The sequence below is a fragment of the Sphingobacterium spiritivorum genome, from assembly GCF_016724845.1.
Classification (GTDB): Bacteria; Bacteroidota; Bacteroidia; order Sphingobacteriales; family Sphingobacteriaceae; genus Sphingobacterium; species Sphingobacterium spiritivorum_A.
This window is the reverse complement of sequence record NZ_CP068082.1, coordinates 4,595,313-4,612,501: the sequence shown is the minus strand read 5'-3', so window position 1 is coordinate 4,612,501 and position 17,189 is coordinate 4,595,313. Positions and strand designations below refer to the sequence as shown.

At 42.6% G+C, this 17,189-nt stretch carries 11 protein-coding genes; 2 read left to right on the top strand and 9 right to left on the bottom strand.

Annotated elements, in window-relative coordinates; translation table 11 throughout:
* Positions 1-98 precede the first annotated feature (98 nt).
* The gene (abc-f, locus tag I6J03_RS19600; RefSeq protein ID WP_003002547.1) at positions 99-1,685 is read left to right on the top strand and encodes a ribosomal protection-like ABC-F family protein; all 1,587 of its coding nucleotides are present in this window, start codon (positions 99-101) and stop codon (positions 1,683-1,685) included.
* 120 nt (positions 1,686-1,805) lie between these two features.
* Here the strand turns inward: abc-f and I6J03_RS19595 are convergent, their stop codons facing one another.
* From I6J03_RS19595 to I6J03_RS19560, 8 genes are all read right to left on the bottom strand, one after another.
* Entirely contained in the window at positions 1,806-3,245 is a 1,440-nt protein-coding gene (locus tag I6J03_RS19595; protein WP_003002549.1) for a c-type cytochrome domain-containing protein, read from the bottom strand.
* Positions 3,245-4,129 (bottom strand): sugar phosphate isomerase/epimerase family protein, encoded by an 885-nt coding sequence (locus tag I6J03_RS19590; protein ID WP_003002552.1) that lies wholly within the window; start codon positions 4,127-4,129, stop codon positions 3,245-3,247. The genes I6J03_RS19595 and I6J03_RS19590 overlap by 1 nt, the downstream gene beginning before the upstream one ends.
* A gap of 12 nt (positions 4,130-4,141) precedes the next feature.
* Entirely contained in the window at positions 4,142-5,635 is a 1,494-nt protein-coding gene (locus I6J03_RS19585; protein WP_003002554.1) for a DUF1501 domain-containing protein, read from the bottom strand.
* A 5-nt stretch (positions 5,636-5,640) separates the two neighbouring features.
* Positions 5,641-8,400: a DUF1553 domain-containing protein gene (locus tag I6J03_RS19580; RefSeq protein WP_201693925.1), complete on the bottom strand. Its 2,760-nt coding sequence runs from the start codon at positions 8,398-8,400 to the stop codon at positions 5,641-5,643.
* 265 nt (positions 8,401-8,665) lie between these two features.
* A complete protein-coding gene (locus I6J03_RS19575) occupies positions 8,666-9,454 on the bottom strand; it encodes an SDR family NAD(P)-dependent oxidoreductase (RefSeq protein WP_003002562.1) in 789 nt (262 codons plus the stop codon).
* Between the two features lie 4 nt (positions 9,455-9,458).
* Positions 9,459-10,625, bottom strand: coding sequence for a mandelate racemase/muconate lactonizing enzyme family protein (locus I6J03_RS19570; protein WP_003002565.1), 1,167 nt, complete (start codon positions 10,623-10,625; stop codon positions 9,459-9,461).
* A 105-nt stretch (positions 10,626-10,730) separates the two neighbouring features.
* The gene (locus I6J03_RS19565) at positions 10,731-13,622 is read right to left on the bottom strand and encodes a glycoside hydrolase family 2 protein (protein ID WP_003002568.1); all 2,892 of its coding nucleotides are present in this window, start codon (positions 13,620-13,622) and stop codon (positions 10,731-10,733) included.
* A 4-nt stretch (positions 13,623-13,626) separates the two neighbouring features.
* Positions 13,627-14,340: an RraA family protein gene (locus I6J03_RS19560; protein WP_003002570.1), complete on the bottom strand. Its 714-nt coding sequence runs from the start codon at positions 14,338-14,340 to the stop codon at positions 13,627-13,629.
* A 253-nt stretch (positions 14,341-14,593) separates the two neighbouring features.
* Here I6J03_RS19560 and I6J03_RS19555 point away from each other — a divergent pair, with 253 nt between their 5' ends.
* Positions 14,594-15,460, top strand: coding sequence for an AraC family transcriptional regulator (locus tag I6J03_RS19555; protein ID WP_003002574.1), 867 nt, complete (start codon positions 14,594-14,596; stop codon positions 15,458-15,460).
* An 81-nt stretch (positions 15,461-15,541) separates the two neighbouring features.
* Here I6J03_RS19555 and I6J03_RS19550 read toward each other — a convergent pair whose 3' ends face one another.
* Positions 15,542-17,131: a M60 family metallopeptidase gene (locus I6J03_RS19550; protein ID WP_003002576.1), complete on the bottom strand. Its 1,590-nt coding sequence runs from the start codon at positions 17,129-17,131 to the stop codon at positions 15,542-15,544.
* Positions 17,132-17,189: the final 58 nt, after the last annotated feature.

Below are 17,189 nucleotides of genomic sequence, written 5' to 3'. Positions count from 1 at the left end.
AATATATATGTAATATCAAATTTCTTTTAATAGCATTAACAGGGATCAGCACTTCTCAAGCCAGCCCATTTATTGTTTAATTTTTAAAGAAATTACGGATGATTAGTTTACAACAAATTACATATATACACCCGAATAAGGAACTCTTGTTCGATCAGATTTCACTCCATATACAACAGCAGCATAAAATTGCACTTATTGGTAACAACGGTGTGGGCAAGTCTACGCTTCTCAAACTTATTGCAGGTAAGATTCAGCCTTCTTCGGGTCAGATCCATTTAGACGCAAAATGCTATGACGTGCCGCAGCACTATGGACAATATAATACGAGTACTGTGGCTGAAGCACTGGGTATAAGTGCTAAACTGAAGGCTTTTTATGAAATACTGAATGGCCGTATGACAGATGAACAACTGCAGATACTGGATGATGACTGGAGTATTGAAGAACGTTGCCAGAAAGCTTTTCACTATTGGGGAATTGAAGATATCGATCTCCAGCAGTCTATGAGCCGGCTGAGCGGTGGACAGAAGACTAAAGTATTCTTATCCGGTATAATGGTTCATGACCCAGAGGTGGTATTGATGGATGAACCCAGTAATCATCTGGATCGTACAGGCAGAGCGAAGCTGTATGAATTTATTACACAGACTAATCTGACATTGCTTATCGTAAGTCATGACCGCCAGTTACTAAATCTGCTGAATACTGTTTATGAGCTCAGTCCTAAAGGTATCCGGATCTATGGCGGTAATTATGACCATTATGTAGAGCAAAAGAAGGTGGAATCTGAAGCGCTCGAACAAGATATCAGAAGTAAGGAAAAAGCTTTGCGCAAGGCTAAGGAGGTGGAACGAGAAACACTGGAAAGGCAGCAAAAGCTGGATGCCCGGGGAAAAAAGAAACAGGAGAAAGCAGGTCTTCCAACCATTGTGATGAATACGCTGCGTAACAGTGCCGAGCGAAGTACGGCCAAAATAAGGGATGTCCATGCCGAAAAACTAGGCCATATCACAAATGATCTGGATGTGTTGCGTAAGGAAGTTTCTGATACGGACAGAATGAAGTTTGGATTTGATCAGTCTTCCTTACATAAAGGAAAAGTGTTGGTCGATGCTAAAGACATCAATTATACTTATGCTCAGTCTGCTATATGGAACGAGAATGTGTCTTTTAAAATTTTCAGTGGTGACAGGTACGCTATAAAAGGTGCAAACGGTTCCGGTAAAACAACATTGATCAATATAATACTGGGCAATTTGTCGCCGGGTAAAGGAACTCTGTTCAGTGCAATCCGGCATGCTGTATATATCGATCAGGATTATTCTCTGATTGCTAATAGTCTGACAGTATTTGAACAGGCAGCGCAATTTAATTCTTCAGCTTTACAGGAGCATGAAATAAAGATCCGTCTGGTTCGCTTTCTTTTTGACAGAGATACATGGGATAAACCCTGCCAGGCATTGAGTGGAGGAGAAAAAATGAGACTGATGTTGTGTTGTCTTACTATAGGTAACCAGGCACCTGATATTATTATTCTTGACGAGCCAACCAATAATCTGGATATTCAGAATATGGAGATTCTTACCTCTGCAATAGATGATTACAAAGGTACTTTACTCGCTATATCGCATGATGAGTACTTTCTGGATCAAATACAAATAGAACAGACCATACAGTTATAGCAGATACTCCGGGGTTTTATGGCGGTCAGATCCGGATTTCAAAATCCGGATCTGACCGCTCTGTACATTATGCAGGCTATTGCCGTGTAATCTTTGACACAAAAACTGAACTCACTCATGTTATTGATATCTGGTTGTATCTGTGGCCAAAAATGGCAGTTGATAGTTTCCGGTATCCAGATGCGATTTTGATAAGGAATGACGAACTTTGTCTATACCTGCCGGTGTCACTCCGGTCTGATAAACGTATATCTGTTCTAATGTAGGGATATGTTGCAGATAAGATAGCCCCTCATCAGATACCTTTGTTTTATATAAATTTATGTAAGATAGCTTTTTATGGTTTTTGATATGCTTTAATCCTTCATTTGTAATGGCGGTATGTTCCAGATGAAGTTTCATGAGTACAGGTAATTTTGCGATCTCTGACAAGGCTTTGTCGGAAATTGCAGTATGTCCCAGTTTTAGCTGGACAATATTATCTTTCATCTTTAACAGATCCTGCATATCGGCATCTGAAAATTCCGGATAATTGATTGCATTGACCATGACATAGTTATTGTCTGCGGATAAGGGGATGACTTTTATGCCTTTTAGCTGTAATTGCTGTATAGCATCTTCGGGTAGTGGGGGCGCATCAGGCAATGCAGCATATGCTGACTTGGCAGACGAGTCTCCTTCTTCCAGATTCTTTAATATTGCTGCAATTTTATCATTCTGTTTGAGGTCTTTTGCTTTCTTTTCAAAATCTGCCCCCTGCTCTATCCACCATCCAATAAGTTGTATTTGTTCGGCACTGATGGGAGTTCTGCCTTTTGGTGGCATACGTCCTTCGTGACCTTCCGGCAGAATAAGGCGGGCATACAATTCACTTTTATCCAGTTTTCCGGCTGTCAGTACAGACCCTTCTTCTCCTCCTTTTAATATACTTTCCCGGTTGTGCAGAGCAAGGCCCCCCTCCTGTTTTTTGTCTCCGTGACAGCTTTGACAACGTTGCTGGAGAATAGGCTGGATTATGGCATCATAGACATGCGCCTCCTGAACATTTTCAAGCAGTATCAGCTTTTCTTCTCCGGCCTGAATCCCCGCAATTTTCTTGATTGCTGAAGGAAGGGCATCTTTCATATATCCTTTTCCATGTGTAAGTGTTCCTCCAAAATGACCTGTAGCACCCAATAAAGCTACAACGGTTATCAGAAAGAAAAACCGATATTTTACCAGTTTTGCCCACAGCCCCGTACCTGTATCAGCTGACCTGTACAGTGCATATGTCCAGAAACTCAAGACAGCCACCGCAATCCCCAGCCACTGATGAAAACTCAATACCGAAGTGTCGTATCCGCCGTCAAGTGACAACAGGTAGCCTGTTATGCAGGTTAGAATAGCGGCTCCGGCTCCGAAAAGTAAGGAGAACGGAATTGCAGACGACAGATAGCGGTAGCGCTCAGAGCGTGCAAATACAGCAAATATAAAGGCCAGAAACAGCATACCAATAGGTAAATGAACAAATACAGGATGCCAGCGACTTGTGAAACTAAGTAATTCTTCTATAAAGATCATTATTGTTGGTATCGGGACTTCAATAGGTTAAGCATATATACATTCACACGCCATTGATCGGCGACCGGCTGTTGAGTATAGGGCAAAGTCGGTAAATATCCGGAAGGACCGAATTCGGTGGTGATTGTCAGCTGATTTTTTCCTGCTTCTTTATGCAAACGGATCACTTCATCCCACCAGGCCAGGTGTTGATCTACTGTACTTTTCCATTCCGGAGCAGCCGGATCATTGACCTGAGGCGCTTGCGGCTGGCCTATACGGGCATGAATATGTCCGGTACGGGCCAGTGCCATGGCAACTGTTTCGGCCTGATCGCTTAAGAGTGATTCATGAACATTACACCAGTGAGAGATATCGAGTGTAAGCTTTAATTGTGGAATCTGTTCTAAAAACTGTCTTGTTATATGTGCTGCAAAACTAAATCTGCCCCGATGAGTTTCATGCATAACCGGAATATTATATTTTTTACTGATAATATCGGCAGCTTCGATCAGTTTTTTATTCTGCTCAAATGTGAAGTAATCTTTTCCGGTATGGCAATTGACAAAATCCGGTTTCAGCTGCACAGCCATTTCCACATTTTTCACATAGCTGTCGTAGTATTGTTCGAAAGTTGCACCTGCGCCCCCGCTTAAGAAAGCGTAGGCCAGATTATATTTCCGGAATGCATCAAACATTTGCTTTTGTTCCTCTTTGCTTCCCGGAACCCAGACCTCCAAACCATCGTATCCGGCTTTTTTGACTTGTTCGCAATAGCTGTCCCAGGATTGATTCATGCCCCAGTTTGTTGCATAAAAACGAATTTTAAATGCTGCTGAAGCCTGCAAATGCTGCATTGTTAATAAAGCCAGGATAGCTGTAATTAATAGTTTTATTTTCCCCATAATCTATTTTGGTTATATAATATTGCTGATGAGATTTCCTTCTACATCTGTAAGTCTGAATGGACGTCCCTGAAACTCATACGTAAACTTTTCATGGTCAAAGCCCAGCAGATGAAGCATAGTCGCATGCACATCATGTACCGAAGACCTGCCGCTGACTGCCGTAAAGCCAATTTCGTCTGTCTCTCCGTAGGTCACACCCTTGCGTACACCACCTCCTGCCATCCAGATGGTATAGGCATCTGTATGATGGTCTCTGCCCATAAAAGGCATATCGCGATTATCTCTGTTCTCCTGCATAGGTGTTCGCCCGAATTCACCTCCCCATACAACAAGAGTTTCATCCAGCAATCCCCGCTGTTTGAGATCCATAATCAGAGCTGTCATCGGACGGTCTATTTCCCTGCATTTATTCCTGAATCCCAGATCTATAGAATCTGAAGCACTGGTCCCGTGACTATCCCATCCCCAGTCAAATAATTGTACAAAACGTACTCCCTGTTCCACAAGCTTACGTGCGAGCAGGCAATTGTTTGCAAACGATTCCTTACCCGGCTGTGTTCCATACAATTCATGTATATACTCCGGTTCTGATGCAATATCCATTACCTCCGGTACTGCAACCTGCATTTTATAAGCCATTTCATACTGTGCTATGCGGGATAGTGTCTCCGGATCCTTGTAGGTTTCATACTCATCCATATTCACTTTATTGATAGCATCTATTGTGTGTTTCTTAAGATCTCTTCCCATTCCGTCCGGATCGGCAATATATAAGACCGGATCTCCTTTGGATCGACATTGTACACCCTGATACACAGACGGCAGAAATCCACTCCCCCACACGCTTTTACCTGCATCAGGAGTTTTTCCACCGGATGTCAGCACCACGAATCCCGGGAGGTTACTGTTTTCCGACCCGAGGCCGTAGGTCACCCATGAACCTATACTCGGCCTTCCGAGCCGGGCACTACCTGTGTGCATAAACAGTTGGGCCGGTCCGTGATTGAACTGATCCGTATGTACTGCTTTTAAAAAGCTGACCTCATCCGCTACTTTGCTGAAATGCGGTAAGTGATCGGATATCCATGCCCCGCTTTCTCCATATTGCGCAAATGTAGCCTGCGGTCCAAGCATATTAGGTGTGCCCCGGATAAATGCAAATTTTTTGCCTTTCAACAGGGAATCCGGGCATGGCTTGTTATGTAACTTGTGCAACTCCGGCTTATAGTCAAAAAGTTCGAGCTGCGAAGGAGCTCCGGCCATATGCAGATAAATTACACTTTTAGCTTTTGCCGGAAAATGTGGTGCCCGCGGGATCATCGGATTCAATGCATTCAGATTAAGCGGAGCATCTCCCTGACCAGTTCCGCCACAACTGGCTAACAGACTGCCGAGTGCAATGCTCCCTATTCCCGCCACACAGTCTTTCAGAAAATGCCTTCGGGTAACAGCCTGCAATTTGTATTGTTGTGCTTCACGCATCAATTTATCTAAGTCTACCATACTTTTTAGGATTTGGTTAAGAATTCATCCAGATTCAACAATGCATTTGCTACTACAGTATTGGCAGCTTTAGCAGCGATCTGTTGTTGATTTTTATTACCGGCAGGCGCTATGCTCAGGAACTTAGTAGCTGCTTCCGGATGGGATTTAAAATTATTCAGTGCCTGATGATATAGTTTTACCAAAGCGATCAGTTTATCTTCAGCCGGGTCTTTAAACATGGTTCGCCGATATCCGGATGTTACAAGTTGCCGGATATTACCTTTAGCATCTTTTTCCATCTGATCAGCCAGCGCTTTGGCCGCTTCCAGATAGACAGGGTCATTCAGCGTCGTCAATGCCTGTAGCGGTGTATTTGTCCGGATACGGTCTACCAGACAAACTTCCCGGCTGGAAGCGTCAAAAGAGATAAATGAAGGATAAGGACTGGTTCGCTTCAGGAAAGTGTATATACCACGTCTGTACTGATCTTCACCGTCACTTTTGGTCCATGCTTCTCCGCTGTATACCGTCATCCATACGCCTTCCGGCTGATGAGGCATGACACCGGGGCCATACATTTTGCTGCTCAGCAGACCACTGACGGCAAGAGCCTGATCCCTGATCTGTTCAGCAGAAAGACGGAAACGTGGTCCGCGTGCCCAATACCGGTTTTCCGGATCTTTCTCTACCTGCTTATTATTTAAGCCTGAAGATTGTCTGTATGTGGAAGATGTCACCATTTCGCGGACAAGCGATTTGACACTCCAGTTCATTTCATTCATTACTTTGAGCGACAGGTAATCCAGCAGTTCGCGATGTATAGGCGGAATACTCTGAGTACCCATATCCCCCAGTGGTTCGACTAATCCTCTTCCGAAAAGCTGAGCCCATACTCTATTGACCAATGTGCGGGCCGTGAGCGGATTTTGTTTGCTTACGATCCATTGACTGAATCCCAGTCTGTTATTCGGTGCGCCTTTAGGAAAATCATTGAGAACAGCAGGGACCGCCGGTGTGACAGCATCACCGTGTACCATCCAGTTGCCGCGTTCAAACACATAGGTTGTGCGAGCCATCTCTTTAGGGTTTTCGATCATAACGGGCACACTTTCAGGATTCATATTTACCAGTTGCATGAACGTGCGTTCCATATGCTGACTTTTCGGATTATCCATACCCGGAAATCCTTCTCTGAACGCAAACCATTCGATCATAAGGACAGTCTCATCTGTTTTTACAGACGGATTTTTTGCAAGCAGGTAAAGATCATGTACACCGGATGTTTCCGGAATCGGTACATGAATTACCTGCCTTCCCTGTGTCGCCGGAAGATCAATACTGGTCAGTATCTGCCCGTCAAGACCGTCTTTTCTGATTTCCAGCTTTCCTCCCGGAGCAGATGTCCAGTAATTCAGGAAGAATAGTTTCTTACCGTTCAGAGTTATTTTCTTTAGCCTTGCATTTCCACCATTACGCAATCCCAGCCATTTGGTGTCATACAAAGCTCCGTTGCTGATCTGATCGCTGTAATGTGCGTGTATTTTGGGTTCTAAGGTGTGAAGAAAAAGTTCTGCAGAACGGACCAACTGCGGATTGCCGGTCTGACTGATCCAGTCTTTTATACTATCCAGTCTTCTTTCATCCTCAGCTGTATAGAAGCGTAGTTTGGGGTGGTCTCCATAGGTGTCTTCATCTCTTGTATTGTTGAAAAAGGCAACAGATTTATAATATTCCTCAAATTTAAACGGGTCATAAGTGTGGCTATGACATTGAACGCATTCGAATGTGGTACTCAGCCATACCTGGTAGGTCGTATTGACCCGGTCTAATACAGACGACACTCTGAATTCTTCACTATCTGTACCGCCTTCATCATTGTTCATGGTATTGCGGTGAAAGGCTGTAGCTATAAGCTGATCTTTTGTAGGTTCTGGCAACAGATCGCCGGCCAGTTGTTCAATCGTGAACTGATCATAGGGTTTGTCTGCATTAAAGGCTTTTATGACCCAGTCCCTGTACTTCCAGATCTGTCTGGACTCGTCTCTTTCATAGCCTTTTGTATCGGCATATCTGGCCATATCTAACCACCATGAGGCCCATTTTTCACCGTATCGGGATGATGAAAGGAGGCTGTCAACACGTATTTCATATGCATCTTCACGGGTATCTGTTTCAAAACTACGGATCTCTTCCCAGGTAGGCGGTACTCCGGTCAGATCCAGGTACACTCTTCTCAACAGGGTTTGCTTATCCGCTTCATCGGAAAACTTCAATCCTTTTTCACTGAATTTGTCCTGTACGAAATAATCAATATCATTTGAAATTCCTGATGGGTACTTTCCGAATAGTCTGGCAAATGAGAATGGTTTGGGCACTTCCACTTCTTTGGGCAAGGTATATGCCCAATGCTCTCCCCATTTAGCGCCCTCATTTATCCATCTTTTGAGAATATCGATCTCGGCTTCACTGAGCGGAGCTGCATTATAAGGCATGCGAAGTTCCGGATCTTCATGTGTTAGTCTTTTAATAAATTCACTATGCTCCGCATCTCCGCGAATAATGGCCGGTTTACCGGACTCTGCTTTTGCAAAGGCTTCGTTTTCAAAAAGTATACTGAAACCTCCGTTTTTCTTAACTCCTCCGTGGCAGGTAATACAATGTTTATTCAGTATAGGTTTGACTTCAGTACTAAAATCAACAGGTTCTTCTTTTGCAAAAGCAAACAGGGCTACTCCGATGACAAGAAGCAGTAAAACTGCAAACACAATAATTTTTCTAATCATTTTTTATTTACAACTGGCAAATCGACTTAAAGATATTAAGCTGTTCAAAACAGATTTATAATAAGTAGATTAAGGTTTATAATATACAGCTGTACTTCATTAAAAAACATAAAGCATGTATAGCTGTGTACAGTTGTAAAATTAAGTAGAGTTTGAGAGGATCACTACAACTAAAATGACCGGTAGTGACACTATTTTAACGATGTGAATTATATTTTTGCGGTAATGTTCACATTAGCGGATGATAAGGGCTGTTTATACAGTCTCAATCCTGCATTAATGCACTTCTGCCACCATCAATCAGGTAGGTTGTACCATTTGCAAAAGCTGCATATTCACTGCATAAAAACACACACCATGCTCCTATTTCTTCGGGTGTGCCGAGACGTTTGACCGGGTGCAGAGTGATGGTATCCGTTCTTGCCTTTTGGCTGTCTTCAAATGAATCAAACCACAGTTGATTTCCGGGAGTATCGATAAATCCCGGAGCTATCCCAACCGTACGAATGGATGGTGCCCATTCTATTGCCATTGCTCTGACCATAGCCAGAAGTGCAGCTTTTGTCACATTGTAAGGAAAACAGCCCTGCATAGAGCTATACGCATGGCTAGAGGATAATATAATGATGACTCCTTGTTCAGCCTCCTTCAGCATAGGTCTCATTGTTTTACCAAGTAACCAGTGGGATTCCAGATTTAATTGTTGATTGATATTCCAGGTTTCCTGATCACAATTTGCCAGGGTAGTAAATATGTTTTTGCCGGCATTGGAGATCAGTATATCTAAGCGACCGTGTCGGTTTCTGATATCTAGTTCCAATTGTTTTATTTCGATAGGATTCGTTACGTCCGTCTGATGATAGTGTACATCGTTGCTGTACGGATACAGCTCCTTATAAAATGCCTGAACCTGTTCATCACTTACAGGGAGTTCGGCACAAACAATGACTTTCGCACCTGCTTTTGCAAACTGTATGGCTGCGCCTAATCCTATTCCTGAAATGCCTCCTGTAATCAGGACATTCTTTTCTTTTAAATCTAATATAAGTGCCATGTATCTAAACGTAAAATCCTGGTCTGGGTTTCAGAATACCGGGATGTTTCAGTATTTCTTCCTCTACGAGATCAACTCCAAGTCCCGGGCGTTCACTGAGTGTCAAGACTCCGTTGTTTATCATATCTGCTATAGGCTGATCGATAACCTGATCCCGCCAGGGAACATCATTAAACATAAATTCCTGTCTGAAGAAGTTTGGTATTGCGGCACATACATGTGCACTTGCCAGAGTTGACAGCGGACCATTGGGATTGTGAGGGGCCAGCAATACATTATATGCTTCCATCATCGTAGCCATACGTTTCATCTCTGATGGGCCTCCGCAACGTGTAATATCCGGCATCATAATATCACAAACATTCTTCTCGAGTACCGGCCGAATGCCGTGTCTGGTATAGTGACGCTCTCCTACACAGATAGAAACGCCGGAAGGAATTCGTTCACGCATAGCTCTCAATGTATCAGCACTTTCGGGGCCGGCCGGCTCTTCATACCAGGTAATATCCAGCGTGGACAGGCGTTCGGCCATTTTGACTGCCACCCGGAAGTTGAGCATAGCATGTGTTTCGATCATAATATCAACATCCGGTCCGACGGCTTCACGAACGGCTTTACTGACCTCGAATGCAAGATCCTGCTGCTCAGATGTCAGTGTCAGATTGGACGAAAGATCCTCTCCGTATAAATAATTAGTATGCGCAAACGGATCAAACTTTAGTCCGGTAAAACCAGCTTCTTTTACTTTCAGGGCCTGAGCAGCATAGTCCGCCTTATTATGCCCGCCACCTGTAAACCAGTAGTTAGCATACAACAGGATATCCTTCCTGAAAGCACCTCCTAAAAGTTCATAACAGGGTACCTCCAGGACTTTAGCTTTTAAATCCAGTAATGCCATATCTATTCCGCTGATGGCACACATGCTGGCACCATAAGGTCCGATCCAGTTCAGATCACGATACAATTTGGTCCATATAAAATCGGTTCGCATCGGATCCAGCCCGATGATCCGTTGCCCTGCGTGCTTTGCTGCTTCAAAAACAATGGGACTGCCGGGCCAGTTGGTTGCCTCTCCCACGCCTGTATGCCCGGTGTCTGTATATATCTTCAGCAATGTCCAGTTGTATTTTACACCTTCAACCAACCAGACTTTAACATCTACTATCTTCATTAAAAAAGGTTTATACGTATATTTTTCATCTGTTCTAAACACCTGATAGACAGACAGGAAGAATACCCTTATCCGGATTTCTTCATCGTAGTAATTTACATTTTCCTAATCAATTTTCAGCAAGAGCGATCCTTTAATTTTATCTCCTTTCCGGAGTGTAAGACGATCGTTACTGTGGGGACTTCCGTAAAAAGGTTCTGATCCGTTATTTGTATAATCTGCAATCAGCCACTGAATATGTTCGTCTTGTTTCCAGCTTCGGGATGCTTGCCTGCCATTGGAAATCACTTTTACTTTGCTTTGTGTATGCTGTTTCAGTTCTGCAGAGATGATATTGGCTTTTGTAGACCTGAAATCATTGGATCCCAATGTATTTGCATCATCTTTCCAGTCTGCTGCCAAGGGTTTTCCGTACGCTTCAGCTTCATATACGTTATTTGTGTTAAGCTTAGCAAATCCTTTATTCCGCCCGATATGGTTTTGCGGATAATAACTGAAGGGACCTTCTCTGTGCCAGTTCAGCTCATCAAAAGTGAGGGGCAGTTCCATCATCAGTCCATACTGATAGACCGGGATATCACTTTTTAGATACTCCATTTCATACCTCACTTTCAGAAGACCATCTTTAGTAAAGATAAATTGTTGTTTTCCTTCTCCCTGCTGATAGGAAAGATCAAGATTGACAAGAATACTATCTTTCATGTTTTCTACAGATACATTTTTTGCAAACAATGTATATAACGGGTAGTGTTTGAGCGGATAAATATTATTCTGATAAGTCTCTCCAGCCACATTAGGTTTGCCCCCGTCTTCCGTATTTGCAGCTATAATAGCTAATGAAGGTCCTTTAGTAAGAATCAGTTCCTTGTTTTTCCGGACTCTAGTGATCACTCCGTATGTCTTGCTGATGCTGTAATCTATATCGCCTTGTGTAATATAGATAAATGCAGAATCTTCTTTTAAAGACAAGGGTTTGTATGCGTATACTTCCTTAACAGGCTTCTTGTCTGTGAATAGCTCATGCTCAATTTCAAATCCTCTGGGATCTGTAAAAATAATCTCAACAGTATCTGCATTATTCGTTTGTGGAATAAGTATATGCCCTGTTTCATGTGGTTTTATTGTTGAAGTCAGCTGAATTTCTTTTCCGTCAACCAATGCCACTATCTTAACATCTTCTAGAGAGCGGAAATCATAGCGATTCTGGATGGTGCATATTATTCCGTCTTTTGTTCGTTTTATACTGCCGACCCGAATCGGCGAGTATGCTTTCTTTATGCCATAGTACTCCGGCTTTGTTCTTCTCCAGCCATCTAAAGGTCCCCATGGTCCGTAACCGACAATTCTTCCATCGGGAAGATGAAAGGTGTCATCAATTCCACTCCATACCGCTCCGCCGAGATTTGCCTTATGCACATATATGGAATCAAAAAAACTTAGCATGGGTCCATTAAACAGATCTCTTATCCCAGGATCTGACAGCAGCTCCCTTCTGTTGTATGTAGATAAGTGTGCATACTCTCCGAAAAGTGTGGGGCGCGAAGCTGTATCTGTGATGGCGGGTCCGTTGATTCCCGGATAATGATAATTGGCTATATCTGCCTTGCTACCTGCATTATTGAACCCTCCCCATGTCTGATCATGAAAACTGGTTGGCCTGCTTTTGTCCAATATTTTAACGGTTCTGTTCACTTCCTCCCATAATTTGCTCCATCGGGATTCATTGCCTAATGACCAGAGAATAACAGAAGGATGCTTTTTATTCGTCATGACATTTTCTCTGTTAGCCTGTATCATCAGCGGTAAAAACTTAGGATCCTGGTAATCCCAATGTTGCCAGATCGGAGAGGCATGGTGCTGAATCCAGTTTAAAGCGGATTCACTTTCCACGTACAGGCCTAATTCGTCGGCTGCCTGCAGAAACTCTTCAGAAGGTGGATAATGTGAGGTGCGTATATAGTTGAGGTTCGCTGCCAGAAACAGCGCTGCATCTTTGCGGTCGAGCTCCGGATCAGATGCTCTGCCGAGTAAGGGATGGATGGAATGGCGGTTTACTCCTTTTAGTTTAATGGGTTTGCCATTGATCAGCAATTGATTCCCCGCTACTTTTATTTCTCTGAAACCTACTTTCTGGACATTGCGCTGGATCATATGACGATCGTTCATCAGTTCTGTAGTCAACTCGTACAGATAGGGCGTTTCTGCAGTCCAGTGATTGGGTTTGTCTACAGCTATGCGTATATCAAGCTGTTTTGATTCCAGGGCTTTAAGGGATTTTTCTGAAATATTCTTTTCGAACACAACTTTCCCGTCTTTGTCTTTCAGTGTGTACCTTAATCCTGCGTATTGTGCAGATCGGGTATGATTAACAATCTGGGTACTCAGGTCCAGTTTAGCGTGTTTGTACTGATTGTCGAAAGTACTGTTTACATTGAGATCGGCAATATAAACTTGCGGAAGGGCAAATATGGTCACTTTGCGTAATATACCGCCGACCGTATGGGCAGCATACTGAGATACACAGCCTAATATGTCACTGATCGTATTCGCCCGTACTTCCACTGTAAGTATATTCTTGCCGGGTCTTATAGCTGAAGTCAGATCCATATGGAAGGCTACAAATCCTCCCTCGTGCTCTCCTATCATGATATCATTTACCTTGACTATAGCATGCGAACTCACGGCATCAAAGCGGACTACCACACGTTTATCCACCCATGAGGCAGGAAGTGTGAATTCTTTGTCATAGATGGCCTTTTCTCCGGGTGCTACATGATATCCCTGCATTTCCCATTCGCCGGGAACATTGATCGCTGCTGTTGCCGAGTGGTCTGTACGGAAATTCCATATACCGTTCAGTGATAGACTGGCCTGGTCTGTACCTTGCACTGAAACCGGTACAGGAGGTAAATATGTTAAAGGAATATGCCGTTGTGCATGTGCTACCGACAGAAAAGCACATAGCACTATCCAGATGGCTATTTTGTTTATTTTCATAGGTTTACATAATTCCGTATTTCTCAAAGGCCTCTTTTGCAGTCATTCCTTCTGTTATTTTCTGAAGGACAACCTTTTCACTTCTGACTTTTTCAAATGCCCGGGTCAATATTTCCTTTTCCTGTACTTTTGGCACTACGCAGACACCGTCTATATCTCCAAATAAAAGATCTCCGTCTTCAATCCGGACTTTATCTATGCAGATCGGTACTCTCCAGTCTATTACTTTTCCACGAGGCGCCTGATCCTGTGCATAGCTGCCTAATGAAAAACAAGGAAAATTTAGTGCTAATATACCATTTGTATCTCTGGAATACCCATTTAGAATTGCTCCGGCAGCATTTAATTGTATAGCACGGACACTCATTATCTCGCCCCATACTGCATAATCCGGAGATGCTCCGCTGCACATATAGATTTCATCTTCCCGAAGATCATCCAGAGCTTCCAGCATATAACCGAATGTGCTGGCTAATACAGGATTGCGGAATCCGGTTTCTTCCTGTGATGACACATCGGCTTCTAATACAGTCATAGCGCGCCCCACAATAACCATGTCGTTACGAAGAGCGCGGATACTGGGAGGTAAGAACTGATGATACAGCCCAATCTGATCCATAACATCGCCTACTACTGCCGTAAAGAGTTCGGTTCGTATCCGCTTAAACAATTCTTTATCTGTTTTCCATGTTACTTTAGAGGGATCATATATTTTCATCAGATTGGTTTTTTATGTATTAAATTTATCCTTTACAAAATCTGATTGTATACTTTAATTAACGGTTCAGATTAGTGCAGGATCAGTTCTGTCAAAGGTAGAAGGTGGTTAAATAGTAAACTAAAACCGGATACACAAAAAATAAAACTTTTTACTCCTTTATATGGTTTTGTTACAACAATAATGATCATTATTGTTTCACTAAGAGCTCAATTCCTTATATTTGAATATCATTTATATACGATAATCAATTATGAAAGCGCAATTCATTGAATTGTCACCGCCCAGTGAAAAAACCATTCATATCAAACTTGTAGATCAGAATTTTTTGAGTAATCCGCTGCACTTTCATGAGCTATGTGAGTTGGTGCTGATCTTAGAAAGTTACGGCAAGCGTATAGTAGGAAATCATGTGGCTTCTTTTGAAGCGGGTGATATGGTATTAATGGGGCCGAATGTCCCTCATATCTGGCGAAATGATGATGTATTTCTGAATCCTATGCATGAAGAACGTGCAAAAGCTATTGTGATCTATTTTCCGGCAGATTTTCTGCTGACACTGACTGATGATCAATCGACCATCAATTCCATGCAGCATTTTATAAAAAAAGCGCAGCGCGGATTACGATTCTACGGTAAAGTATTAGAAAAAGCCAGTAACCAAATCAAATCTCTTGTCCATAAACAGAGTTTTTCGAGAATCACAGGATTTTTGAATCTGATTGAGCTCCTGCATCAAACCCATGAGTGTGAAAATCTAGCCTCTATCGGCTACAAACCTACATTCGGAGAGCAGGATACCAACAGGATCAACAATGTATATATCTATGTGATGCAAAACTTTAGAGAAGAGGTCTCCCTGAGTATGGCTGCAGAAATAGTGAATATGACTCCCAATGCTTTTTGTCGTTTTTTTAAGAGGCATACTCAAAAATCCTTTTCCAAATTTGTCAATGAAATGAGAGTAGGACATGCCTGCAAATTACTGATGAACAGGCAGCTCTCTATTTCTGAGATCTGTTATCAAAGCGGATATCAAAATCTTACGAATTTCAATAAGTTCTTTAAAATGATTATGCAGAAGAGTCCGAGGGAATACCGGAGAGATATGGATGTATAATATAAAAATGGGCGCTGAAAACAATTCAGCGCCCATTTTATTTCAGTCAGGAAAACTGTCTATAAAAGCTTTCCTCTCTGATTAATCCTTCAATAAGGAAAGATCAGTCTTTGGTTTCGGAAGATTCATGTTACGTATTGCTGCTTTGCATTCGTCCACCATTGCCTGCGTCATTTCATAGTTATATTTACCATAATCATCCATCTCAAATTTGCCGACATAGAAAAATCCGTATCCGTCAAAGAATTCGGTTAAATCTACTTTACCAATTTCGCAAACCGTTTTTACAAAATTGAGCTGGTATACGGCTGGGTTTTGCCCTCTATCCATGAAATTACTTCTTCTGCTCCTTCTGTTTTTAGTCAGATCAGCGGCTGCCTGCATACGGAATGCCTCAAAAAGATCCGGATAAAAATCAGGATTTACACCTTGGCCTGCAAAATATAACTGCAATTGCCAGAAAGGCACAAGCCGGTTAAACACATCTCCGTCCTGAAGGTAACTTTTGCCTTTTCCGTACAGCTCGTTACGAACTTTTTCATAGTTATTTTGTTCAGAAAGACGGCTTTTATTTCCAAATGAAGTCGTCACGTACAGGGAAAAAATATTGTTACTCACTTCTCCGAGACCACCCCAGCTCAGGTAAGGTCGTGTCTGATGCACATGGCCCACTTCATGACTGAATCCCCAGCAAGGGTCTCCTTTTATTACGCTTGCAGGATCTACGACCATAGCCATGGCATATCCGGGTTTATCTCCCATATACGCGACACCATCTCCGTCACGGAACATATAGTAGTTGTAATTAACACGGGAAAGGATTTTATTTTCGGGTACTCTGTTGTGCTTTATCAATCCAAGTATACGATGCTGACGGTAGACCAGTGAATCGTAATTGCTGATCAGTTGCACACCTTTACCATAGGCATATTTCTTAATTGCTTCTGTTGGATAAGCGATCTGTATATGCTTTCCTATAGCATCTACTATGGGATAGACAGCATGATCTACGAGATTGTTCCAGTCCTGATCATTGTGTTTACTGATATCAAAATAGCCATTTACAGCTGCATTCAGAAAGTGAACCTGTATAGGCGTTTGTTCTTTTGGCTTATCCGAAAAGTAAGTGATATACGCCAATCCTCCGAAATCTTTGATATTGATCAGGTTAACCCCGTTGCGCAGGTCAAATTCCTGTTTTTCTATTCCCCATCCTTTTGGATCTTTGGTCGGATCGATTCCCTGCGGAGCATGTCTGTCCCAGTTTGGAATGACTAATTTGATTTGGTTTTTAGCGGAAATACCGTCTACAAGGATTGTCTGCTTACCGACAGGCAGATAGATACCTGTGATATTCTGATATTTACTGTAGCCATCCCCTATGGACAATTGTTCGCCTAGTTCGCCCGGGGATAAAATTGCATGGTAGGATGCTAATCTGTAGTTCTTATCATATTTGCCTGATTGCAATTGTTCGGCCACCTGACGAATCTGCGGATCTGTGATTTTGGCAATATCAGCACTTTTAATTCCCTTTCTCAACTGAGTCGCCAAAGGGTCTGAAAAGATACTTAGCTCTTTATAGGTTTCTTTGAGTTTTGCAGCGGACTGAGCTTGTAGAGTGCCATAGCTACCCATTATGAGTAGCAACAGAGGTACTATTTTTTTCATAATTTATTGGAATAAGATATGTCCTAAAATAGAGCAATAAAACGTCTTAAGCCCTCAA

Excerpts from the sequence above, each read along its gene's own strand:
- abc-f (WP_003002547.1), top strand. The coding sequence starts at position 99 with ATGATTAGTTTACAACAAATTACATATATACACCCGAATAAGGAACTC.
- I6J03_RS19595 (WP_003002549.1), bottom strand. The coding sequence starts at position 3,245 with ATGATCTTTATAGAAGAATTACTTAGTTTCACAAGTCGCTGGCATCCT.
- I6J03_RS19590 (WP_003002552.1), bottom strand. The coding sequence starts at position 4,129 with ATGGGGAAAATAAAACTATTAATTACAGCTATCCTGGCTTTATTAACA.
- I6J03_RS19585 (WP_003002554.1), bottom strand. The coding sequence starts at position 5,635 with ATGGTAGACTTAGATAAATTGATGCGTGAAGCACAACAATACAAATTG.
- I6J03_RS19580 (WP_201693925.1), bottom strand. The coding sequence starts at position 8,400 with ATGATTAGAAAAATTATTGTGTTTGCAGTTTTACTGCTTCTTGTCATC.
- I6J03_RS19575 (WP_003002562.1), bottom strand. The coding sequence starts at position 9,454 with ATGGCACTTATATTAGATTTAAAAGAAAAGAATGTCCTGATTACAGGA.
- I6J03_RS19570 (WP_003002565.1), bottom strand. The coding sequence starts at position 10,625 with ATGAAGATAGTAGATGTTAAAGTCTGGTTGGTTGAAGGTGTAAAATAC.
- I6J03_RS19565 (WP_003002568.1), bottom strand. The coding sequence starts at position 13,622 with ATGAAAATAAACAAAATAGCCATCTGGATAGTGCTATGTGCTTTTCTG.
- I6J03_RS19560 (WP_003002570.1), bottom strand. The coding sequence starts at position 14,340 with ATGAAAATATATGATCCCTCTAAAGTAACATGGAAAACAGATAAAGAA.
- I6J03_RS19555 (WP_003002574.1), top strand. The coding sequence starts at position 14,594 with ATGAAAGCGCAATTCATTGAATTGTCACCGCCCAGTGAAAAAACCATT.
- I6J03_RS19550 (WP_003002576.1), bottom strand. The coding sequence starts at position 17,131 with ATGAAAAAAATAGTACCTCTGTTGCTACTCATAATGGGTAGCTATGGC.